This window comes from Bifidobacterium cebidarum (genome assembly GCF_009193305.1).
Taxonomy (GTDB): Bacteria; Actinomycetota; Actinomycetes; order Actinomycetales; family Bifidobacteriaceae; genus Bifidobacterium; species Bifidobacterium cebidarum.
Window position 1 is genome coordinate 313,238 of record NZ_WBVS01000002.1, and the last position, 23,535, is coordinate 336,772.

General features: G+C 59.1%; 20 protein-coding genes and 1 tRNA gene. 17 read left to right on the top strand and 4 right to left on the bottom strand.

Features of this window, described 5'->3' with window-relative positions:
- Positions 1 to 4 precede the first annotated feature (4 nt).
- Positions 5 to 1,495 carry an MATE family efflux transporter gene (locus F7D08_RS03520; RefSeq protein ID WP_226803300.1) on the bottom strand — a complete coding sequence of 497 codons (1,491 nt, stop codon included), beginning with the start codon at positions 1,493 to 1,495 and terminating at the stop codon, positions 5 to 7.
- Between the two features lie 425 nt (positions 1,496 to 1,920).
- On the opposite strand from F7D08_RS03520, the gene dnaB reads away from it, so the two are divergent.
- From dnaB to F7D08_RS03555, 7 genes are all read left to right on the top strand, one after another.
- Positions 1,921 to 3,354, top strand: coding sequence for a replicative DNA helicase (gene dnaB / locus F7D08_RS03525; protein WP_193316175.1), 1,434 nt, complete (start codon positions 1,921 to 1,923; stop codon positions 3,352 to 3,354).
- The gene (locus tag F7D08_RS03530; protein ID WP_404979646.1) at positions 3,354 to 4,754 is read left to right on the top strand and encodes a Mur ligase family protein; all 1,401 of its coding nucleotides are present in this window, start codon (positions 3,354 to 3,356) and stop codon (positions 4,752 to 4,754) included. The genes dnaB and F7D08_RS03530 overlap by 1 nt, the downstream gene beginning before the upstream one ends.
- The gene (locus F7D08_RS03535; protein ID WP_152209291.1) at positions 4,751 to 5,503 is read left to right on the top strand and encodes a type 1 glutamine amidotransferase; all 753 of its coding nucleotides are present in this window, start codon (positions 4,751 to 4,753) and stop codon (positions 5,501 to 5,503) included. Before F7D08_RS03530 ends, F7D08_RS03535 begins: the two co-directional genes overlap by 4 nt.
- Before the next feature lie 118 nt (positions 5,504 to 5,621).
- Complete coding sequence (locus tag F7D08_RS03540) at positions 5,622 to 5,891, top strand: hypothetical protein (protein ID WP_152209292.1); 270 nt, start codon at positions 5,622 to 5,624, stop codon at positions 5,889 to 5,891.
- 47 nt (positions 5,892 to 5,938) lie between these two features.
- Positions 5,939 to 7,768, top strand: coding sequence for an ABC1 kinase family protein (locus tag F7D08_RS03545; RefSeq protein WP_193316176.1), 1,830 nt, complete (start codon positions 5,939 to 5,941; stop codon positions 7,766 to 7,768).
- Positions 7,769 to 8,079: 311 nt separating this feature from the next.
- Entirely contained in the window at positions 8,080 to 9,297 is a 1,218-nt protein-coding gene (locus F7D08_RS03550; protein ID WP_193316177.1) for an MFS transporter, read from the top strand.
- Between the two features lie 186 nt (positions 9,298 to 9,483).
- Positions 9,484 to 10,515, top strand: coding sequence for a LacI family DNA-binding transcriptional regulator (locus F7D08_RS03555; protein ID WP_152209294.1), 1,032 nt, complete (start codon positions 9,484 to 9,486; stop codon positions 10,513 to 10,515).
- A 37-nt stretch (positions 10,516 to 10,552) separates the two neighbouring features.
- Here the strand turns inward: F7D08_RS03555 and F7D08_RS03560 are convergent, their stop codons facing one another.
- Positions 10,553 to 12,769: an alpha-galactosidase gene (locus F7D08_RS03560; protein ID WP_193316178.1), complete on the bottom strand. Its 2,217-nt coding sequence runs from the start codon at positions 12,767 to 12,769 to the stop codon at positions 10,553 to 10,555.
- A gap of 274 nt (positions 12,770 to 13,043) precedes the next feature.
- Positions 13,044 to 14,093 carry a LacI family DNA-binding transcriptional regulator gene (locus tag F7D08_RS03565; protein WP_152209296.1) on the bottom strand — a complete coding sequence of 350 codons (1,050 nt, stop codon included), beginning with the start codon at positions 14,091 to 14,093 and terminating at the stop codon, positions 13,044 to 13,046.
- Positions 14,094 to 14,273: 180 nt separating this feature from the next.
- Between F7D08_RS03565 and F7D08_RS03570 the strand changes: the two genes are divergently transcribed.
- The 3 genes from F7D08_RS03570 to F7D08_RS03580 all read left to right on the top strand — a co-directional run bounded on the left by F7D08_RS03570 (position 14,274) and on the right by F7D08_RS03580 (position 18,972).
- A complete protein-coding gene (locus F7D08_RS03570) occupies positions 14,274 to 16,271 on the top strand; it encodes a glycoside hydrolase family 127 protein (RefSeq protein ID WP_152209297.1) in 1,998 nt (665 codons plus the stop codon).
- A gap of 224 nt (positions 16,272 to 16,495) precedes the next feature.
- Entirely contained in the window at positions 16,496 to 17,917 is a 1,422-nt protein-coding gene (locus F7D08_RS03575) for an MFS transporter (RefSeq protein ID WP_152209298.1), read from the top strand.
- A gap of 194 nt (positions 17,918 to 18,111) precedes the next feature.
- On the top strand, positions 18,112 to 18,972 hold the full coding sequence (locus F7D08_RS03580) for a YggS family pyridoxal phosphate-dependent enzyme (protein WP_152209299.1): 861 nt from the start codon (positions 18,112 to 18,114) through the stop codon (positions 18,970 to 18,972).
- Between the two features lie 422 nt (positions 18,973 to 19,394).
- On the opposite strand, the gene F7D08_RS03585 is transcribed toward F7D08_RS03580, so the two are convergent.
- Entirely contained in the window at positions 19,395 to 20,408 is a 1,014-nt protein-coding gene (locus F7D08_RS03585) for a ribose-phosphate diphosphokinase (RefSeq protein WP_152209300.1), read from the bottom strand.
- A 236-nt stretch (positions 20,409 to 20,644) separates the two neighbouring features.
- On the opposite strand from F7D08_RS03585, the gene rpsF reads away from it, so the two are divergent.
- The 7 genes from rpsF to F7D08_RS03625 form a co-directional block, all read left to right on the top strand.
- The gene (gene rpsF / locus F7D08_RS03595; protein WP_003828111.1) at positions 20,645 to 20,935 is read left to right on the top strand and encodes a 30S ribosomal protein S6; all 291 of its coding nucleotides are present in this window, start codon (positions 20,645 to 20,647) and stop codon (positions 20,933 to 20,935) included.
- Positions 20,936 to 20,989: 54 nt separating this feature from the next.
- Entirely contained in the window at positions 20,990 to 21,691 is a 702-nt protein-coding gene (locus F7D08_RS03600) for a single-stranded DNA-binding protein (protein WP_152209302.1), read from the top strand.
- A 109-nt stretch (positions 21,692 to 21,800) separates the two neighbouring features.
- The gene (rpsR, locus tag F7D08_RS03605) at positions 21,801 to 22,049 is read left to right on the top strand and encodes a 30S ribosomal protein S18 (protein ID WP_033890661.1); all 249 of its coding nucleotides are present in this window, start codon (positions 21,801 to 21,803) and stop codon (positions 22,047 to 22,049) included.
- 18 nt (positions 22,050 to 22,067) lie between these two features.
- Positions 22,068 to 22,514 (top strand): 50S ribosomal protein L9, encoded by a 447-nt coding sequence (rplI, locus tag F7D08_RS03610; protein ID WP_100493343.1) that lies wholly within the window; start codon positions 22,068 to 22,070, stop codon positions 22,512 to 22,514.
- Between the two features lie 306 nt (positions 22,515 to 22,820).
- Positions 22,821 to 22,894, top strand: a tRNA-Lys gene (locus F7D08_RS03615).
- A 191-nt stretch (positions 22,895 to 23,085) separates the two neighbouring features.
- Complete coding sequence (locus tag F7D08_RS03620) at positions 23,086 to 23,346, top strand: HPr family phosphocarrier protein (protein ID WP_152209303.1); 261 nt, start codon at positions 23,086 to 23,088, stop codon at positions 23,344 to 23,346.
- On the top strand, positions 23,346 to 23,535 hold a 190-nt coding region (locus F7D08_RS03625), incomplete at its 3' end, for a phosphoenolpyruvate-utilizing N-terminal domain-containing protein (protein WP_319624258.1). The genes F7D08_RS03620 and F7D08_RS03625, both read left to right, overlap by 1 nt.

Sequence of the window (23,535 nt, forward strand, 5' to 3'; positions counted from 1 at the left end):
GGCCTTACCGCATCCACGCATCCGAACGAACGCGCAACCCGTTGAACAGGCCGCGCCCGCCCATCAGCATCACATTGAACGCCGCCCACAGCAGTATGGTGCGCGCGATGTCGCTCGCCACTTGAGATTCGGCATAGTTCGCAAGCGGGATGATCATTGCGATATACGCCACAGCGGTCAACGTGCAGGTGAGGGCCAGATAGCGGTAATCTCGCGCGCCGATCAGAATGCCATCGATAGCCATCATCCAGCCTTGCAATGGGAAGAACAATCCCATGGTCACCATGCCGGCGGCAATCAGTATCTGGATATGCGGCGTGGGGGAGAAGAAGTGCCCGGCAAACAAGCCGATAACGGCGAAACACAGGCCGATGGCCAGGCCGGTGAACGCACCCATGCGGCCGGTGGCGCGCGTGAGTTCCCGGGCGCGTGTGCGTCTGCCGGCGCCCAACGCGGTGGCCACCAAAGCCTGACCGGCGATGCCGACCGAATCCAACATGTTCATGGCGAAATTCCAGCTTGAATTCACTGCTTGGAATCCCGCCAGAACCGCAGCGCCCATGCGTGCGGCGCTTGCCACGGTGACCACCATGGCGGCACGAATCGCCAGCGTGCGGATGAATAGCGGGATGCCATCGCCGCCGGCGGCCGCAATGCCGCTCAAACGTGGTCGCAAGCTCGCGCCATCAGCTCGTGCCCACAGGATCGCGGGGACAACAAGGAATACGCCCATATACCATTGCGCGATCAATGTGGCCGCGCCTGAACCGACGATACCCCAGCGGAACACCAGAACGAACAGCACTTCCAGCACGGTGTTCACTATGGCGCCGCTGACCGCCGCAATCAGCGTGATGCGCACCTTCTGCAGCCCGCGGAAAACACCATTCGCCGCGTACACCAGCAGCATGCCCGGTGCTCCCAGCACCACCGCACGCGTATAGAGCGCGGCCTGATGCAGCACCTCGCCTTGCCCTCCAAGCGCACGGCACAGCGGTTCGGCAGTCGCGAAGAGCGCAATACCAAGTACCAGGCCAATGCCCAAGGCCAGCCACAATCCGTCAATGCCGGCTTGCAATCCTTCGCGCCGCTTGCCGGCGCCCAGCAGATGAGCGACCTGCGCGGTGGTGGAATACGCCAGAAAGATGCACAGCCCAACAGCCGTCAGAATAATGGTGGAGCCGATGGAGAGACCGGCGAGCGCGGCGTCTCCAATATGCCCGACGATGGCGGTGTCGATAAGAATGAAGGTGGGCTCGGCGATGAGCTGGCCAAAGGTGGGCAACGCCAGGCTCAGAATATGGCGGTTTGTGACGCGGCTGCTGGTGCCGGCTGAGCCGTTCGCCGTGTCTCCTTTGAAGTCATTGCCAACGTTTGCGCCGTGCTCGCTATTCGCGGATCCGTCAGAACCATGGTGAAGGCGATGCGCAGTGTTCGTCGTGTTCTTTTCTGCGTGCACGTCCGCTTGCATATCATGCTTAACTACGTTGCGCAACCCGCCTCCTTCACCCTACAAGGTTATCCCCAGACTATCCACCAAGTTATCCCCCGTATGTGGATAACTCAGTGGATTATCCACCAAGTTATCCCCAAAATGTGGATAACTTATTTTTCTATCCACATTTGCGTCTTCTGCGTGTCGTCTAGCTCACTTGTAGGTGAACGTAGCGTTAATGATGCGGTCAGATGTGGGGGCATTTTTGATTCCATGGAGCATAAACCGGCGCTAAGTATGCGGGGCGACGAACGGTACGCGTACTTAGCGCCGGGTCGGACACCTGAAACGGCGCTAAGTACGCGGTGGGACGGTTCTGCCGCATACATAGCGCCGGTTTGAGCAACGTAGCCGAATCCGATGGATCCCGGCGGTATTCGGTCCATTCAATGACGCGCGCAGGCCGCCTTCTATACTGGTGAGCTATGGCAGAAGGAAGCGACACTACATATCAGAGCTACGCGGGCGGCAGCGGCCGCGCATCGGGCGGCGCACAGTCAGGCGCGGCGGGCGACCCGATCTTCGATCGTGTGCCGCCCCATGATGACGACGCGGAAATGGCCGTGCTCGGCGGCATGCTGATGAGCAAGGACGCCATCGGCGAGGTCTCGCAGACCATCGACGTCACCGATTTCTATCAGCCCAAGCATCAGACGATCTACACCGCCATCATCGATCTGTTCTCCGCAAGCCAGCCGGTGGATGTGGTGCTGGTGGCCAACCAGCTGCTTGCCGACGGCAACCTTGAAAAAGTAGGCGGCGCAGACTATCTGCATAGTCTGGTGGCCTCGGTGCCGACCGCCGCCAACGCCATGTATTACGCCGAAATCGTGCATCAGCGCGCAATTTTGCGCAATGTGATTGCGGCCGGTACCAAAATCGCGCAGCTCGGTTATTCGGCTGAAGGCTCGCAGGCCGAGGATGTGGTGAATCTGGCCCAGTCCGAAATCTATGAGATGTCGATGGGCAAGGTGCGTCAGGACTACACCGCCATCGGTCCGGTGGTGCACGACGCCTTGGATCAGTTGGACAAACTGCAGCAAGGCCTGGTGAACAAGGGTGTGCCTACCGGATTCCGTGACATCGACGACGTGACGCAGGGTTTGCAGCCCGGCCAGATGGTCGTCGTCGCAGGCCGCCCGGCTATGGGCAAATCCACGTTGGGCATTGATTTCGCGCGAGCCGCCGCACTGCATCACAACATGACGTCCGTGGTGTTCAGCCTCGAGATGAGCAAGGTGGAGCTCGCCCAGCGCATCATCTCCGCCGAAACCAATATCCCTATGGCCGCTTTGCGGCGCGCGGACGACATCACGCCGGAACGTTGGAACACGTTGAACCAGTTCTGGACCAAGATGCAGAATGCGCCACTGTTCATCGACGACAGCCCGAACATGAGCCTCATGGAGATTCGCGCGAAATGCCGCCGCCTGAAGCAGACGAATGACCTGAAACTTGTGGTCATCGACTACCTGCAGCTGATGACCTCCGGCAAAGCCGTGGAATCCCGCCAGCAGGAGGTGTCCGAATTCTCCCGTGCGCTGAAGCTCTTGGCCAAGGAATTGGAAGTGCCGGTGGTGGCGCTCTCCCAGCTGAACCGTGGTCCGGAAATGCGCAACGACAAGAAGCCGCAGCTCTCCGACCTACGTGAATCCGGCTCCATCGAGCAGGATGCCGACGTGGTGTTCCTCGTACACCGCCCGGATTTCTATGACAAAGAAGACCGTCCGGGCGAGGCCGACATCATCATGGCCAAGCATCGTAACGGTCCGACCGAAACGTTCCACCTTGCCTTCCTCGGCGCCACGTCCAAATTCAAGGACATGCCGCAGGATTACAACGCCAATCAGGGGGTGTGATGATGTTCGCAACACCGGCCATCGGGAAACTGGTCCGCGCTGCGTCCCGTATTACCAAACACGGCGGCTCGGCATTTCCCGGCAAAATCATGGAAACCATCGACCCAGGGTTCCTGACCCGCACGCTCGCGCAACTGCCCTATGGCGTGGTGCTGGTTTCCGGCACGAACGGCAAAACCACCACCACGCGCATGGTGGCCTCCATGCTGTCCGACCTGGGCCTCAAGGTATTCACCAACCCAACCGGTTCGAATTTCGTGCGTGGTGTGGTCTCCGCGCTACTCAATGAGGTCAGCCTGAGCGGCAGATTGGATGCGGATATCGCCGTGCTCGAGCTTGACGAAGCCTACGCGGTGCATTTCGTGAAACAGGTCAAGCCGCGATACGCGCTGCTGCTCAATGTGATGCGCGACCAGCTTGATCGCTTCGGTGAGATCGACACCACCGCCAAACTGTTGAGCCATGTGGCTGAAACGACTACCGGAACCGTGGTCCTGAACCGCGAGGATCCGCGTATCGCCGCGCTCGCCGCCAAGGTTCCGGCAGATACGCAGGTCAAGTACTTCGGCTTGGCCGAGAATCTCAAGCATTACTTCCCCTCCGATGATGACATGGCCACCACGGTGTCGGTCGAGGGCAATGCCGTAGCAGTTGGAAGCGCTGCCGCCAACCATGCATCGGTGATCGCGGACGCCGTGCCGGCGGGTCGGAAACATGCATTGCCGGCGGACGTAACGCTCACCGCGGTCGGCGATCATGAAGCCACATTTGGCATGGACGGGCAGACCTACTCCACAGCCGTAAAACTCGAAGGCGTCTATAACCTCTACAACGCCGCCGCGGCGCTCGCCGTGGTGCGTGCGGTGATGGCCGACGCCTCCGCACAATCCAAGGCCGCCGCCAACGCCCGTGCCTGCGCGGTAAGCGCCGACGAGCTCATCGCCGCGGTTTCCCGCGTCACTCCGGCATTCGGCCGTGGCGAAGTCATCAATGTCAACGGTTCGCCGGTGGAACTGCTGCTGGTCAAGAATCCGATGGGCTTCCGACTCTCGCTCGCCAGCTTCAGCCCGGCCGATGCGGACACGATGATCATCATCAATGACCAATACGCCGACGGCCGCGATATGAGCTGGCTGTGGGACGTGGACTTCACCTCCCTGCGCCAATCCGGCGTCGGCATGGTATCCGGCGTGCGCGCATGGGATATGGCGCTTCGCCTTGGCTATGACCAGGTGCCGGTTGAACATGTGAATACCGATACGGAGCAGGCGGTCACCGCGTTCGTCAACGCCAATCCCGGTACCCGCAAACATATCTATTGCACGTATACCGCCATGCTGAAAACCCGTGCGGTACTCGGGCGAATCACTGAAGTAAGCGATGCAGGAGTAGGCCGATGAGCAAGACGATCGACATCATGTCGCTGTATCCGAAAGACATGAACATCTATGGCGATTCAGGCAATGTGCTGACCATCCGCCGCAGACTGGAACTCTATGGCTACGAGCCGGTGATTCACCAGTACAACCAGGGTGATGGCTGGCCCGAGCATGTGGATATGATCCTGGGCGGCGGTGGCCAGGATACCGGCCAGAAGAAGATCATCGATGATTTCTACATGCGCGCGGATCTGCTGCGCAGGCTTGCCGCGGATGGCGTGCCGATGCTGATGATTTGCGGGCTCTACCAGCTGTTCGGTGAATACTTCGAAACCGTTGACGGCACGCGGCTGGAGGGCATCGGCATCATCGGCGCCTACACCGTGGGCCAGGATGTGCGCATGATCGGCAATCTCGTGGAACATTCCAGTCAATTCGGCGATGTAATTGGCTACGAGAACCATTCCGGTCAGACCTTCCTGCGTGACGGCGTGCAGCCGCTGGGCACCGTGGATGCCGAAGGCCGGGGCAATAACGGCAAGGACCATACCGAAGGCGCGCGCGTCAACAACGTGATCGGCACGTATATGCATGGTTCGCTGCTGCCAAAGAATCCCGCCATCTCGGATTTCCTGATTACCACGGCGGCAACTCGGCGCTACGGTTCGTTTGACACGGCAAGTCAGACGAAGGATCAGGCTGCCGAACTGGCTCGTCTCGACCGAGTGGCAGACAACGCGCGCAAAATCGCCGCCGCCCGGCCGCGCTAACGTGCGTCACTAGACGAAATCAGCCGTAAGGCCTAGCGTCAACGACGTGTAGTTGCGCTAATCTTGTGAATACGAGACAAGGCATCAGGCCGCGTCGAACCTCGAAGGAGGGGTTACTATGGCTGATTTCGATTTGGGCGAAGGCGTCCGCAAGGTTCTGTTGGCCGGCATCGGCGCTTTGGCCACCGGTTACGAGAAGAGCAGCGCCCTCGTTGACGATCTGGTCAAGAAGGGCGAGCTGACCGTTGAACAGGGCAAGTCCCTGAACACCGAGCTCAAGCGCAAGGTGGGCGAAGCTCTGGTCAATGACGCCAACAAGGATGAGGCCGACAAGGCCGAATCCGCTGAGGAGCCTTCTGAGCCAGCTGAATCCGCTGACAAGGACTAATTGCTGATTTGACTGCGGAAGCTTCGGAACAAGATACGACAAGAATCATGCAGGAAACCACAACGACCAGTAAGCCAAGTGGCGCTTCTGCTGACACCAAGCCGGCCACCCCATCTGGGGTGCCCGGCTCTTCGTCGTCTGTTCCAAAGTCTTCCGCTGATGAATCGTCCTCCTCGTACGACTATCCGCCAACCGCGGCATACGCACAATGGGCTGCGGTCAATACGGAAACCATCGGTCTGTTCGGTCCGAGACGTGACGATTTCTCCCAGCGCTACCATCTGACCCGCCGCAGCAAGATGAAGCGTCTGGCGCAAATCGTACGCATCGTCAACCAATTTGACGCGCTCAAGGGCCTGACGCCGGTGAAAATGCGCCTGATGTTCGAGGCGCTTGGTCCCACGTTCGTCAAAGTGGGCCAGATCCTCTCCATGCGCTCCGAGATTCTGCCGCAAAGCTTTTGCGACGAACTCGCCAAGCTGCGTGCGGACGCCGACCCGATGCCGTACGCCACCGTGCTGGATGTGTTGTCGGCCGAATACGGCCGCCCAGCCAGTGAGGTCTTCGAACATATCGACTTAAAGCCGTTGGGCTCGGCTTCCCTTGCGCAAGTGCATCGCGCCACGCTCAAAACCGGCGAAGATGTAGCCGTCAAAGTGCAGCGCCCTGGCGTGCGCGAAACCATGGCGCAGGATGTGGCCATCATGCGCTCCATCGCCAAGGCCGCCACCAAAGTGATGAGCAATTCGCAGATCGTCGATCTCAAAGGTGTGGTCGAGGAACTGTGGGATACCTTCGAATCGGAAACGGACTTCCTCGTCGAGGCGCGTAATCTCGCGGAATTCAAGCGTTTCGCCTCGCGATTCAAGTACATGGATTGCCCGACGCCATACCCAGACCTATGCACCGAGCATGTGGTGGTCATGGACTACGTGGACGGCATCTCGGTTTCGCATGCCGGTGAACTGGTGGCCGCTGGGTATGACCTCAAAGATATCGGCACCAAACTCGTCGACAATTACGCCACCCAGATTCTGGATGACGGCTTCTTCCATGCCGACCCGCACCCGGGCAACATCATCATCCGCGGCGGGCAGATCGTGCTCATCGATCTTGGCATGACCGGCCGGCTTGACGCCAAGACCCGCGCGGTGATGAAAGACATGATCTTCGCCGTGGCCAAGCAGAACTCGCCGGAATTGGCGGATGGACTGTTGCGTTTCGCCGGCACGGAAGCGGACCCGGCCGACTATCCGTCGTTGCTCGCTGACCTGGACGTGATCGTCAAGGAATACGGCACCGTGGACCTGAAAGACCTGGATTTGGCGGCGTTCATCACCGCGCTGACTTCGCTGGCACAGCGCCACGGCATCGAGGTGCCCAGTTCCATCACCACCGTGGGGCGTGCGCTGGTCACGTTGGAAGGACTCTTGGACGAGTTCATTCCGGACGTGAACATGATCGAGATCATCTCCCAGCACATCGCCACCTCCAAAACCACCAGCCAAGCCGTCAAAGACGAGCTCAAGGACCTCGGCGTCGAAAGCCATGTGGCCCTGCACAGCGCGTTGGATGCCATGAGCGAGCTCAATGTGGCCGCCCGCATGCTGACCCGTGGCCAGCTGCGTATGAACATGGAACTTGTCGGCTCGCAAGAGCCCTTCCAACTGCTGTCCGACATGGTGAACCGACTGACGATGGCCCTGATTGTGGTAGGCCTGTTCATCGGCTCGTCCATTGTGTATTACGCCGGCATGAAACCGATTATCTTCGGTATTCCGATTGTGGGCTTCCTCGGCTATGTGGTGGCGTTCGTGCTCGGTGTCTGGATCGTCATCGACATCTACCTGAAGGGCCGCAAAGCCAAGAAGCGCTAGTCGCCAAAACCTTTCATTTTCCTCGCTGACAACATGTTTAATGCTATGTTGCCAAAGTTGCCGCATGCGTGTTGAGATTATTTGATACCGATAAAAGAAATAATTGCAATGAACCTAAGAAACGCCGGAATATAAGCTATTTTGGCGTTTTAATTTGACTTTATACCGGTATCAAAATATAGTTTCTCATGACAACGGAGAACGAGGTCGGCAAGGACGGCGAGCAGTCCAAACCAGTTCAGCCTAATTCGTCCACCACCAACGTCAGCACCAACCGACGGTGCGTACAACCACAGAGAAAAAGGAAACCTATGTCATCCACAACGAAGAAGGATGTCAACAGCCTCTCGGTGATCTTGCCGATGCTGTCCATATCGCTGTTCCTCACCAGCTACAGCGTTGTCAACGGTGTTATTCCGCAGTTGGGCCGTGCCCTCAACGTCGATAACACGTCCGCGGAGCTGCTCTCCACCACGCCTTCGCTGACCGCGTTGGCCACGCTGCTCATCAGCCCGGCACTTGCACGCTTCTTTGGCCTGAAGAAGGTCATCGGCGCCGGTCTGTTCCTGGTGGGCATCACCGCATTTGTGCCGATGTTCGCCACCAACTTCGCCGTGGTCATGGCCGCGCGTGTGCTCTTCGGCATGGGTCTTGGCCTCTACAACTCGCTGGCCATCACCCTGATTCAGATGCTGTATTCCGGCAATCGCCGCGCTACGTTGCTCGGCATCCGCGGCGCCACCGAAAACCTCGGCCAGGCCATCATGACCGCACTGGTCTCCGTGTTCGTGCTCATCGCCGGCTGGCAGGGCGCCTTCATCGTTTACCTGTTCGCGTTCCCGGTCCTCATCTGGTTCTGGCTGCGCGTTCCGGATGTGCACCTCGACAAGTCCGGCGCTTCCGACATGGAAGCCGAGGAGAACGTCAACATCTACCCTGAGCAGACCAGCCCCATCCTCGGCGCGTTCTGCGTGTGCGCCGCGCTCTACATGGTGTTCTTCAACGCCATCAACGTACGTTTCGCTGAAATCGCACAGAAGATTCTGAACGACCCCCACCATGATTCGTCCGTGATCATCTCCGTGGGTATCCTGTTCGCCGTGGTTGCCGGCTTTGTCTATGGCTTCCTGGAGAAGAAGTTCGGCGACAACACCTACTACATCGGCATGGGCGTCTACTTCCTCGGCAGCTTGCTGGTCTCCCTTGCCGGCACCAACTACGCCGTACTGGTCATCGGCTTCTTCCTGTTCAACTTCCCCGGCCCGATTCTCGGACCGTTCCTGTGCAACCGCATCCCGAAGTACGCCAAGAAGAGCTCCCAGGCTTTCTGGTCCACGATGATCATCCTGTCCTTCCACGTCGGTGTGTTCGTCTCCCCGCTGGCTATGAGGGCGGTCACGATGATTACCGGTTCCACCGATCCGGCCGCTCCGTTCCCGTGGTTCACCGCCGGCTTCGCCATCATGATCGTCGCAGTGTTGGCATGGCAGCTGACCCACAAGAAGAACGCTCAGCCTGCTCTGGCCTGATTGCAACCATTACTCTAGCCTGAGTTCCAAGCGCCCCCAATCACGGGGCGCTTTTTTGTACCGGTATACATTGGTATGACGGTTTGCGTAGAATAAAGCGCGCGGAACAAGAGCCATGTCGGCTCTCCGTGTGCGATGTACAAGTGCTTGGCTGTAACGATAGCCAAGCCGAGGAAGGGGTAAAGCATGCCCAGAACGAAACGAGGCAGTGCGCCTTCCATCCGCGACGTGGCGGCGGTTGCCAATGTGTCGGTGCCCACGATGTCGCGATATCTGAAGGATCCCAGCCGGGTCAGCGAGAAAAAACGTGTGGCCATCGCGGCGGCCATCGAAAAGCTGAACTATCGGCCGAATCCCATCGCCCGCGCGCTCGCTCTCGATATGAGCGAATCCATTGCCGTGATGTCCGCCGATACCAGGCTCTATGGCCGCACGCAGACCTTCTATGGCATTGAGCGCAAGGCTCAGGAAATCGGCTATCCGACTACGATTTATGTGCTTGATTCGCGTGGCGGCGATTGGATGCTGGGCAGTGTGCGGTCCTGCTTGGATCGTAGCCCGGCCGGTGTGATTCTGATCGATTACGATCGTCTGACAGACAGTGTGGTCTCCCATATCCCAGCCACGATGCCGATGGTGATTATCGGCGGTCCGCGCCATGAGGATCGTGCCCAGATTCAACTGTGTGAATATGACAGTGCCTACACGATGACCAAGCATCTGCTGGCTTTGGACCACGCGACCGTGCACTATGTGTCGGTGCCTTCCGATGTGGATGCGCGTGAGGATGGTTGGCGTATGGCATTAAGCGACGCGCATGTTCCGGCTCCGGCGCCGATTGCCACGTCGTGGGATGCCGAAGAAGCCGTCGCCATCGGTCGGCAACTCGGCGAAGACGAGAGCGTCACCGCTATCTTCGCCGGTAATGATGAAATTGCGATGGGCGTGATGCGAGGCCTTGCTTTGGCTGGTAAACGCGTGCCAGATGATGTGATTGTGGCCGGATTCGATGACCATACCCTTTCTAGGGTGTGGAATCCGCCGCTGACTACGATTCGTCAGCATTTCGACAGGGCCGGTGAGCATGCGGTGTCTATGCTCAAGCAGCAGATTGACGATGTAGTAAACAATCGTCCACGCGGTGAGGCGTGGACGATGTTCGATCAGATCGCCGGTGAATTGGTGGAGCGCGAATCCACCGGAACGGTTTTCCTCTAACCTATCGCTTGGATTCAGGGGACCGTGTTCCGGTGCGCTAAGCTCGCGTCACCTCGATGAGCACGGCGTGCTCAGGCGCAAGCTGCGGCGGGCGAATGCCCCACTGGGTGAGTGTGGTGCCATCCACCACCGCGCCTTCATCGGTCCACCAGCTGAGTGCCGTACGGCAGTTCGGGCTGAATTCATCCTTATAACGGCTCGTACCTCCAAGTGGGCGAATACGGTAGCATGCTGCATTATCCAGTCCAGGCAGTCTCACGAGACCATATGGGTAATCCTGAGAGGAAGCAACTGCGGCGAATCGGAACACCGCGCGTGAGCGATCCGGGGCAACCAAGCCGTCAACACGAATAGCCGGATCCGCCGAATCCGCATGGACGAGGACGCCCTGAGGGATGTCTGCTCGGCGTTGCTTGTACAAGTCCACCCAGCTCTTCAGCTGTGCGAAATCCGCATCGTTCAGTTTCATGATGTTCCATTCGATGCCGAGATGTCCGAAGAATGCCATCGATGCGCGCATGGTCAGCGACGTGGCGCGGCGGGTCGCATGGTTGGGAGACTCGGAAATATGCTCGCCGATCATCTCAGGCGGCACCAAGAGCGACGTGCCGCGCTGAATATCGGCACGCTCCACCGGATCGGTGCAATCCGAAGCCCATACACGACTGCACCGAGCCAATACGCCGGCATCGATGCGACCGCCGCCGGAGGAGCAGGATTCGATTTCCAGTCCGGGGTGGCGTTCGCGCAGATGGTCAACAATCGCGTAGAACGCCTCGGTCTGCTGATGCACACCCGGATGGCCGGATGCGGGGGAAATGGGCTCGGTGAGGAAACGGTTATGATCCCACTTGATGTAATCGATATGGTATTCGCTCACGAGTACGTCAATCGCATGCTCCACATAGGCTGCGGCGGCAGGATTCGTCAGATCGATGACCTGCTGCGCGCGCGACGCCATCGGCAGACGTTCACTGTTCGGAGCCAGCATCCAATCAGGGTGGGCACGTGCCACATCGGAATCCGGGCTAATCATCTCGGGCTCGAACCAAAGGCCGAATTCCATGCCCAGATCGTGCACATGATGGGCCACGGTTCCCAGGCCCTCCGGCCACAACGTGGGGTCTACCTGCCAATCGCCAAGCGCCTTGGTGTCGTCGCGGCGACCCTTGAACCAGCCATCGTCGATGACGAATCGTTCCACGCCGACTTCTGCGGCGCGATCGGCCAGAGCGATGACCTTGCCCTCGCTTTGCGCGAAGTACATGGCCTCCCAGGTATTGAGCATCACCGGGCGAGGCTTGGCAAGCTCCGGATGCAGTGCGCGCAGATAGGCATGGAATTTCGCGGAAACCTCGTTCAATCCCTCGCCGACGCCAACGAGCAGACGTGGCGCATGATAGGTCGCGCCCTGCGCCAATTCGATCTCGCCCATATAGGGCAGTTCGCCGCCGCCGATGACGCCATGCGTATATGGTGTACGTTCGATGAACGTGGTGGAGTTGCCGCTGAAGGCCACATGAGCGGAAATAACCAGACCGTGCTCGAAGCCGAAGCCGCGCTCGCCGGCGGTCAGCAGGGTTGTGGCGTTGAAATTCGGACGGCCCATGCGCGATTCCTTGGCGAATACGCCTTCGGTCAGTGCCTGACGCTGCAAGGCGCGTTCGCGCAGGTGGTGCCCGGTGCAGGATTCGACTTCCGAGACCTGCGGCGGCAGTGGCACGACTGGGGTAAGCCGGTTGACGGCCAGCGGGGATTTACCGGTGTTGGTCAGGGCGGTGTCTATGTGCAGGAGTCCTTCTGGGCCGATTTCGATGGTCGTGTCCACGGCGATGCCCGCTTGCTGATCAGTGGCATTGAGGGTGACGGCATTGCTGGTGTGCTGGGAATGGGTCACGGTAAGCGCGGGAAAAAGTTCCACGCCGTTACGCGCCACTTGTATCGCCGGAGCGCCGGTCCATCCTTCGGCCTGCGTGGGCAGGATGGATGGCATCTCGCCAACTTGCAGTCCGGCATCAAGTGTCTGTGGGAATTGCGGGTCGGTGCTTGCGGCGTCGGCATTGGTCGGTCCGCTTGTTGTGGATGCCGGGGCCTGGGCCAGTGTGCGAGCGCTTCGTGTGATGGAGACAATGCGGGGAAGACGGCCCTCGCTGAATCCTAATGTGACATGGGTCGCCAAACCGGTTGGCGGGATAGTGGTATTGCCATCAGGAGCCTGCATCGGCTGGTCGATGGCGATAGTGGTCATCTGCATGTGCATACCTCGTTGTTATGGGTGATAACGAGGACCATCATATAAGATTTATACCGGTATCACAATCTGAAAACGAATAAATATCAATATTGATTGTATAAAGATGATACCGGTTTAACTTTCGTGGGAAAAACAGGCTGCGCAATGCCTTTGCTGATTGCATGCTCAGCCAAGCAAAATCTGCGGTGGTGTCGGCTGTGGCATTCGTATGGCTGCCAACTGCCGTGATGGCTTTTCGATTACCGGCGGCATCCGAGATTGTGGATCGTCGAAGTTAGCCCTGCCGCTCGTAGATGCGGCCGGTGCTTTCGAGCGCGGTGCGCCGCCGAGGTTCGGTGGATTCGCGCACGATCATCGGGCACTCGATTTTGGTCACGCCATGGTGGGGCCGGCCCGCCAGCGCATCCAAAAGGAACTGTGCGGATGTCCTGCCGATCATCGTGATGTTGTTGTCGAATGTGGTCAACGTGGGATGCGCGTTCGAAGCGAAAACGAACCAATTGTCATGCCCGATGATGGCAACGTCCTGCGGCACACGTTTGCCGATGGCGGCGAGTCCGCGGGCGGCGCCGCGCGCAATCTCGTCGCTGAGACAGTAGATCGCATCCAGATGAGGATGCTGTTCCACCAGGAGTTTGGCCGCGCGCTCGCCCCATTCCTCGCTCCACGCGTCGAACAGCACTGCAATCGGACGGAAGTCATACAGAATGAACGTACGTTGCGCACCCAGCACGCGATCTTTCGCCGCCTGGAAATCTTCGGGACCGGCGATGATTGCGATGTATCGACGGCCGATACTCAGCAGATATTCGATGGCCTGTGCTCCGGCACCGATGTTGTCGCAGACAATGCTGCAATCATTGGGATCGCGCGAAGGGTCATACGCATAAATAACCGGTAGGCCCATCGTGGTGCGCGGGTCGAGCGGTGGGCGTGAATTGGTGGTATTGCCCACCACAATCAATCCATCCACGCCATGGGCGGCCAATCGATCGATATGACTTTTCTCCAGTGCTGGCCGACCATGTGAACTCATCAGCAATGCCGCGTGGTTCGAGGCGCCCAGCGTATTCTCCGCTCCGGTCAAGAGCGGCAAAGCGAAACGGCCGTTGTAATCGGAAGTAATCAAGCCGATAAGTCCTGAACGCTTGTGGCGATTGTGCGTATGCGTGGATCTGCGGTAGCCGAGCTGATCGGCGGCTTTCATCACCTCGCGTTGCGTCGCGGCAGAGATGCGGTCGGTGTTATTCAGTGCTTTAGAGGCGGTGGCCACGGAAACATTGGCGAGCGCCGCCACGTCGGCAAGGGTTGGTTTGCGGCTCATGGGCCCTACGTTATGCGAAATTTTTCGCATTCGCAAGACCCGGATTCGCGGACGAACAAGAGCTCATACCATCAACAATGCAAGTGGTCAGAACGTGAAAATCGGTCGGCAATGCAGCCTATTTTCACGTCGAAAAAATCGTAGTAATCAGCAGTACCTACAGTGTGGAAAGGACGAACCATGAGCCAGCATGTCACGGTTACTTCGCCGTTCTGGAAGCGTTACCGTGAGAACGTCGCCAAGGAAGTGATTCCTTATCAGTGGGCGGTCATCAACGACGAGCAGAAGATCGACATCCCGCGCGACCCCTCCGGCGCCAAGCAGGACATCGACTACCACTACAGCCGCGCCGTGCGCAACCTTCGCATCGCCGCCGGTGACGAGGAAGGCGAGTTCAAGGGCTTCGTATTCCAGGATTCCGATGTCTACAAGTGGCTGGAGGAGGCCGCCTACTCCCTGGCCTACGAGCCGGACGAGCAGCTGCAGCAGCTGTGCGACAAGGTCGTGGACCTGATCGCCCGTGCCCAGCAGGATGACGGCTACCTCGATACCCCGTACATCATCAAGTCCGGCGCTTTCGAGAACCGTGAGCGCTTCACCCAGATCCAGCAGTCCCACGAGATGTACGTGATGGGTCACTACATCGAGGCCGCCGTGGCCTACTTCGAGGTCACCGGCAACCAGCAGGCCCTCGAGGTCGCCGAGAAGATGGCTGCCTGCCTCGATGCCAACTTCGGTGAGGAAGACGGCAAGATCCCGGGCGCCGACGGTCACCCGGAGATCGAGCTGGCTCTCGCCCGTCTGTACGAGGTCACCAAGGAAGAGAAGTACCTGAAGCTCGCCAAGTTCTTCATCGACGTGCGCGGCAAGGACCCGAGCTTCTACGACAAGCAGAACGCCAAGATCGGCGACGGCTCCACCGACATCTTCCCACAGATGCGTGGCTGGACCCACGAATACACCCAGACCGCCCGCCCGATTCGCCAGCAGCAGACCGCTGAAGGCCATGCCGTGCGCGTGGGCTACATGCTCACCGGCGTCGCCCACGTGGCCCGCCTGACCGGCGACAAGGAGCTTGAGGAAACCGCCAAGCGCCTGTGGCACAACATTGTCACCAAGCGCATGTACATCACCGGCGGCGTCGGCTCCACCCACGTCGGCGAGGCCTACACCTACGACTACGACCTGCCGAACGACACCATGTACGGCGAGACCTGCGCCTCCGTGGCCATGAGCTTCCTCGCCAAGCAGATGCTCGAGATCGAGACCAAGGGCGAATACGCCGACGTGCTCGAGAAGGAGCTGTTCAATGGCTCCATCGCCGGCATCGCTTTGGACGGCAAGCACTTCTACTACGTGAACGCCCTCGAGGCCGATCCCGAGGCCACCGAGCACAACCCGGATCGCTACCATGTGTTGATGCACCGCGCCGAATGGTTCGGCTGCGCCTGCTGCCCGGCCAACATCGCCCGCCTCATCGCCTCCGTGGACCGCTACCTGTACACCGTGCACGAGGACAAGCGCGAGATCATCGCCCACCAGTTCATCGCGAACGACGCCGAGTTCTTCGACGGTGTGAAGGTCTCCCAGAAGTCCAACTTCCCGTGGGAAGGTCACATCGAGTTCACCGTGAACGTGCCGGAAGGCGTCGAGCCGGTGAAGTTCCTGGTGCGTATCCCGTCCTGGTCCGCCACCCAGCACGAGCTCAAGATCAACGGTGAGGACGCACGCCGTCTGCCTGTCGTGGACGGTTTCGTGACCATCGAACTGACCCCGGGCGAAACCCAGATCACCTTGGACCTCGACATGGCCGTGAAGTTCATGCGCTCCAAGACCCTGGTGCGCCACGACATCGGCAAGATCGCCGTGATGCGCGGTCCGATCGTGTTCTGCGCCGAGGAAGCCGACAACTCCGCTCCGCTGTGGAACTACCACATCGGCAGCCACGATGCCGGCCGCGCCCGCGCCGAATACCACTTCGGTGAGCTCGACGGCGTGGAAGTCATCACGATCCCGGCCACCAAGCGCACCCATGACGACGAGTCCTTCCCGCTGTTCGCGGACGTCGAGGAGCACCCGGTCGGCGAGAAGTCCTACGACCTCAAGCTCATCCCGTACTACGCATGGGCCAACCGCGAGGTCGGCCAGATGCAGGTCTGGTTCGACTCCGACTTCTGATCGTCGGCTGGTCGTTCGGATCGAACTGATCAAGCTTGGTTCGACGATTCCGTTGAGCCCTCCCTAGCCAATCAAGACAGAAACAGCGCAGAGGTACGCCAATATCTATTCCGCCTGTCGTTCCGCCGGATTGCAACCATCGGCTGCCCTGAAACCTCCTATACAGGGCAGCCAACATCACAACTGTTGTACCAATCGCAACACATCAAAGAAGAAGGAAAACAATGAGTGCAGCAACTCAGGACGCTTCCGCAGTGAAGCTCTCGGTCAAGGAGAAGATTGCCTACTCCTTCACCGATATGGCAGGCAACCTGCTGTATGTGACCATTTCGTCGTACATCATGTACTTCTACACCAACGTGTTCCACATCCCGGCCGCCGGTGCGCTGGGCGCAGGCACCATCCTGCTCGTGGCCCGCTTCGCCGACGCCATCTCCGCTGTGGTGTGGGGCTCCATCGTCGATCACACCAACACCAAGTGGGGCCAGAGCCGTCCGTGGTTCCTCTGGCTGTGCGTGCCGTTCGCCATCACCGTGTGGATCGCCTTCACCGCTCCGAGCCTGCCTGATGGCGCTCCGAAGTTCTGGTACGCCCTGATCACCTACATTCTGGCCGCTGGCGCTGTGTACACCGGTATCCAGACCCCGATCACCGCAATCCTGCCGAACCTCACCTCCGACCCGACCGAGCGTAACAACGCCAACTCCTTCCGTATGGCTGGTGGCCAGATCGGTTCCTTCATCACCTCTTCCTTCACCATCCCGCTGGTTGGTTGGTTCGGCGTCCAGTTCGGTGGCGGCGACAAGACCGGCTTCATGATCGTCACCGCCATCTGGGGCATCGTGGCCATCATCCTGCTGCTCTTCTCCTTCAAGAACCTCAACGAGCGCAACTACCACCCGGAACTCAACAAGCCGATTCCGCTGAAGGACTCCCTCAAGGCCGCCAAGGGCAACTGGCCGTGGATCATCCTGGTCGTCGCCTTCGTGATCTACTGGGTTGCCCAGTCCACCCGTAACGGCGTCTCCACCTACTACGCCCAGTACGTACTCAACAACCGCGACCTCGTCTCCATCTTCAACGGCGTCCAGGTCCTCGGCCTGCTCGGCACCATCGCCATGCCGATCATCGCCAACAAGACCAAGAACAAGACCCTGACCATGATCATCGGCCTCGTCATCGGCGGCCTCGGCCAGGCTCTGATGCCGCTCGCCGGCCACAACGTGCCGCTGCTGGTCACCTTCTGGACCATCGGTGTGTTCGGTGCAGCCATCGCCATCGGTATGCCGTTCGGCATGCTGGCCGACACCGTTGACTACGGCGAATGGAAGACCGGCATCCATGCCGCAGGCTTCCTGACCGCAGTCGGCTCCGCCTTCTGCATCCAGGTCGGCTCCGGCTTCGGCGCCTTCCTGCCGCTCGAGATCATGGGTGCCGCCGGCTACGACGCCACCAAGGACGTGCAGTCCCAGGCCGCTCAGGACGCCATCAGCTTCTGCTTCATCTGGCTGCCTGTGATCGTCTACATCATCGTGGCTGTCATCATGTCCTTCTACCGCAAGTTCGAGAAGATGGAGCCGCAGATTAAGGCCGAGCTGGCCGCCCGTCATGAGGCTCAGCTCAAGGCCGAGTCCGAGAACGCGTGAGCCTAGCTCATCCGGTTTCCGACTCTTCGGTCACCAACGGTCAACTGACGTGATTATCAAGTGATATTCACAAGATAATCCTTCCTTTCCAATCGCAATATGCGCCCGGTTGCTTCGGCTGCCGGGCGCATATTGTATATATAAGGAGTAGCTACGACCCGGTAGGGCGGGTGCGGCATAAGGGGTGTTGGAATATGACGGCATATATGGATCACAAGGATTTGGCGAACGAGGTCATTGATGCAGCTCGGGCCCAGGAGATCGCGGATGGTGTGCACCGTGTGCTGGACCGCATCGCCGCGGCCGAGGCCGCTGCCGGGCGTGATGCTGGTTCGGTGCGGCTGTTGGCCGCCACGAAGACCCGTGATGTGGGGGAGATTCTGGCGGCTATCGATGCCGGTATTCGTATGATTGGCGAGAATCGTCCGCAGGAAGTCGCCGTCAAGTCGTCTGGGCTGGCGAAACGACTTGGGGAACGAGGATTCTCACTCGGTGTGGTTGATGCCTCTGTGGCGCAGAGCCCGTCTGCTGATGCAGCTGGTGCCTCGGCTGCAAACGCAGCTGCAACGCACATTCCTTTCCACCTCATCGGACAGCTGCAATCCAACAAAATCGGCAAAGTGCTACCGGTCGTCGATACCATCGAATCCGTGGATTCGATTGAACTCGCGGAGAAGATCGCCCGCCGCGCCACCATGCGCGGCATCACCGTGGGCGTGCTGTTGGAAGTCAACGAATCCGGCGAGGAGTCCAAGTCCGGTTGCGCACCGAGCCATGCCATCGATCTGGCCAAGCGTATCGGTGCGATGGGCGGCTTGGAATTACATGGTTTGATGACCATCGGCGCCCACGTGGATGACGAGCGTACGATTCGCGCGGGATTCGCGCATCTGCGCCGTACCCGCGATCAGATTCTTGCTTCCGGAGCCGAAGGTACGTCTGGGTGCACGGAGCTTTCGATGGGTATGACCCATGATTTGGCTTATGCCATCGAAGAAGGATCCACCATCGTGCGTGTAGGCACCGCCATCTTCGGTGAACGTGCCTTCATCTGATTTGATTATTTGATTGTTGGGTCCCTGTTTTCCGATTCTTGGCCCTCCATCTTTGAGTCGCGTACCGATTGTTGGGCTGAAGTAATTCGGATTCGATGGTCGGAGATGCGGTTTCTCATGTCCGGGATTCTCGGACGGGGAAAGAAGCCGCCTCAGCGCAAGAAATTCCGGCAGACAGCCGCGTCCTCCCGAATTCTTTGTACTGAGTGACTCTCAGCGCAAAGAATTCGGGGAAACAGGCCTAATCTCCCGAATTTCTTGCACTCAGCACACCCCAGTGCAAGAAAATCAGGAAGAGTGGAATCTGTTCCCGATTTTCTTGCACTGAGAAGCGGTGAGAACATCAAATCGGAGATAAAGAGGATAAAAAGAGGAGCCGTTGTCCCCAACGACTCCTCATACCTTACATGTAAGGGTTCGAATCACGCGTAGATATTGCGTGGGCGCATATCCTCCGGCAGACCCTCAAGCAGGGTTGCCACGGAACCTTCCTCGAACACGGAACGGATGCCGGCGGCGAGCAGCGGCGCCACGGAGAGCACGGTCATATTCGGCAGACGCTTCTCTTCTGGAACCGGCACGGTATCCATGAACACGATTTCGTGTGCACCGCAGTTCTTCAGACGTTCCACGGCAGGGCCGGAAAGCAGACCGTGGGTGGCCACCAGCGTCACCGACTTGGCGCCGGACTCATTGAGCGTGCGAACGGCTTCGCAAATCGTGCCGGCGGTGTCGACCATATCGTCCACCACCACGCAGTCACGGCCGTCAACGTCGCCGATGATGCCGTGTGCCTCGGCGTGGTTCGGGCGGGTGATGTCGCGCTGCTTATGGATGAAGGCCAACGGCAGATTGCCGAGCTTGGCGGCCCACTGCTCGGAGACCTTGATGCGGCCGGCGTCTGGAGACACGATGGTGGCGTTGCTCAGGTCCACTGCGGAACGCACGTAGTCGAGCAGCACCGGCATGGCGGTCAGGTGATCGACCGGACCATCGAAGAAGCCCTGCTCCTGGGCGGCGTGCAGATCGACGGTCATGATGCGATCGGCGCCGGCGGCGCGGAACAGGTCGAAAATCAGGCGAGCGGTGATGGGCTCGCGGCCACGATGCTTCTTATCCTGGCGAGAGTAGCCCAGGAATGGGGCGACCACGGTGATGGACTTGGCGGAGGCGCGCTTCAGGGCATCAATCATGATGAGCTGTTCCATGATCCATTTGTTGATGTCGCCCGAATGGCACTGCAACACGAATACATCCGCGCCGCGCACCGGTTCGGCGAAGCGCACGTACATCTCGCCGTTGGCGAAGTCATAGGCCGTGGTCTCAAGAATTTCGGTGCCCAGACATTCGGCCACCTTCTCAGCCAGCTCGGGGTAGGCGCGGCCCGTGACCAGAACGAGTCGTTTATCCGGAGTGCCTTCAAGAATTGCCGACATGCTTTCGCATCCTTTTGTGTTGTTGTGTATTTCAGCCTCACCATAGTGTACAAGCACCCCTAAGCCAGATGGGTTCGCATGTGATGATTGTGTTGTGATGCCTGCTGTCTGGACTTAGCCATAGGATATACAAGTTGCCCAGATGGAAGCGGTGTGTCTGCATGGCTTCCGGGCACAGCGTATACACACTCCTGCCACGGAACGTCCGTGGCCGAATAGTCCGAAGGAGGTGGGTGATGTCTGCGCATAAGTACGAACTGATGTTCATCGCCGATCCTGAGCTGGATGAGCGCGGTCTGAAGAAGCTGACCGAGCAGTATCTGGAGCTCGTCACCAAGGAGGGCGGTTCTTTCGATGAGCCCGATTACTGGGGCCGTCGCAAGCTCGCCTATGAGATTGCCGGTAAGACCGAAGGCAACTACGTCGTTGTGAAGTACACCGCCGAGCCCGCTACTAGCGATGAGCTCGATCGTGTGCTGAACCTCAACGAATCCGTGATCCGTACGAAGATCCTTCGTAAGGGCTGAATTCAAAGCGTTTAGTCAGCTACAACAGCTGATGTGCAAGTAAGAAGGCATGGCATGGCAGGCGAAACCATTATCACCGTGGTCGGTAACCTTACCCGCGATCCCGAGCTGCGCACTATTGGCAGCGGGTCGACGGTGGTGAACTTCACCATCGCCGCATCCACTCGTCAGTACAACCGCAACACGAACCAGTGGGAAGACGGCGACACGCTGTTCATGAACTGCTCGGCGTGGGATGGCCGCACTTCGTCGCTGGCCTCCAACATCGCCAGCAGCCTGTCGAAGGGCATGCGCGTGATTGCGCAGGGCCGACTGACCCAGCGTTCCTACCAGGCCCAGGATGGAAGCCAGCGCACGGTTGTCGAACTGCGCGTTGACGAGATTGGTCCGGCTCTGTCCCGCGCCACCGCACAGGTGACGCGTCAGACCAGTCAGGGCGGATTCCAGGGTCGTTCCGGAGGGTTCCAGGGTGGCCAGCCCGCTCAGGGCTATGGCAACCAGGCCGGTCAGAATACCGGCAATGGTGGCTACAACGGTGGTCAGACCGGTTACTCCGGTGGCCAGAACCAGGGTGGCTACAACGGTGGTTATCAGGGTGGCGCTGGATACTCCCAGCAGCCCGCTGCCCCGTCTGCCCCTGCCGCGCCTGCGGTCGATCCGTGGAGCTCCGGTAGCTCCGCAGGATCCGCTGACTCCGGTTTCACGTTCGGTGGCTCTTCCGAATTCGGTGGAGACGACAACGATCCGGAGTTCTAGCGCTTTACCTGCTGCCGTATAGATCATCAGTACCGCTCAACCCGGTACTGCTTGGCGCCGCACACAGCTGAACAGCAAGCAATCAAATCAATTTTTAAAGGAGAACATCATGTCACGTAAGAGGCCGCAGCCGCCGGTCAAGCCGTTCAAGAAGAAGCCGAACCCGCTGAAGGCTGCCAAGATCACCGAGATCGATTACAAGGACGTTGCGCTGCTGCGTAAGTTCATCTCCGATCGCGGTAAGATCCGTTCCCGCCGTATCACCGGTGTGACCGTTCAGGAACAGCGCGAGATCTCCAAGGCTATCAAGAACGCCCGCGAGATGGCTCTGCTGCCGTACGCCACTTCCGGTCGCTGAGTTAGGAAGGCTTGAACAATGGCTGAAACCAAGATCATTCTCACCAAGACCGTGGCTCACCTGGGTCACCCGGGCGACGTCGTCAACGTCAAGGCTGGCTACGCTCGCAACTACCTGTTCCCGCAGGGCCTGGCTTTCGCTTGGACCAAGGGTGCTGAGGCTCAGATCACCGCTATGAAGCGCGCTCGTCTGGCCAAGGCCGTCGCCACCCGTGAAGACGCCGTGGCTGCCAAGGCTGCTATCGAGGGCACCACCGTCGAGATCGCCGCCAAGGTTTCCGAGTCCGGCAAGCTGTTCGGTGGCATCTCCAAGGAAGCCATCGCCATCGCTCTGTCCGACAAGGCTCCGGTCGATCCGAAGTCCATCGAGGTCGAGTCCATCAAGACCACCGGCGACTTCCCCGCCAAGGTGGCCCTCCACCCGGAAATCACCGCTTCCTTCTTCGTGAAGGTTGTGGCCGAGTGAACCATTCCGGCATAACGCTGGAATCTTTCAGGCTAGAAGTCTGAGCTTAAGCATTGAAGGCCCCGCGCTTGTGTTCGCACAGCGCGGGGCCTTCGTTTATTGCAGTCATGCTGAAATACAAAAATGTGTGTATTTTGTGAAGCTGTGAAAATGACGCGGCATATGAGGTTGCAACATCGCCGGCTAGCGTCAAAATGGCAAAAGTAAAAACGTTGGAATTCCGGGAGACACGCCGTAGCTTGCGTTCGCTGCGAATCTGAGTATATTTATCACTCGTTGCAAGGAACACTTCAACAGCTAACCAACGCCCCTGTAGCTCAGTTGGTTAGAGCAGCTGACTCTTAATCAGCGTGTCCAGGGTTCGAATCCCTGCGGGGGCACTTGCCAAGTGCAGATAAACCGGAATCGAAAGGTTCCGGTTTTTTGTTTTTCGCCCAAGTCATAATTCTCTTCGCAACCATTGCATCAAACGTGCGCCAAGTGGATTTGAACATACGTTTGATGAGAAGTCATTCACGATAATCTGGAACTGCTGGAACTGCTGGAACTGTGTCTGCTGAGGAGGGTTATCATGTCTCAGGAATTCAAGTTCACCGTATCCGACCCCGAGGGCATGCACGCCCGTCCGGCTGGTCTGCTGGTCGCTAAGGCGCAGCAGTATGATTCGACCATCATCGTCGACTATGAAGGCAAGGCTGTGGACGCCAAGCGTATCTTCGGCGTCATGGGACTTGGCGTCAAGCAGGGCGACGAGGTCACCGTCAAGGTTGAGGGCAGTGACGAGGACAAGGCCGCCGCTGAGTTCGAGCGGTTCCTCAAGGGGAACCTGTGATGAGAACCATGCAAGGTACCGGTGCATCCGCCGGCATCGCCGTCGGCGCGATCCGAGTGCTTGACACCGCCGACCACGCTGTGGAACGCCGCGTGGTCGACGACCCGAAGGCCGAAGTGGAACGCTTCCGCACTGCCCGTGACACGACCGTAGCCCAGCTCAAGCAGCTGCGCGACAAAACGGCGGCTG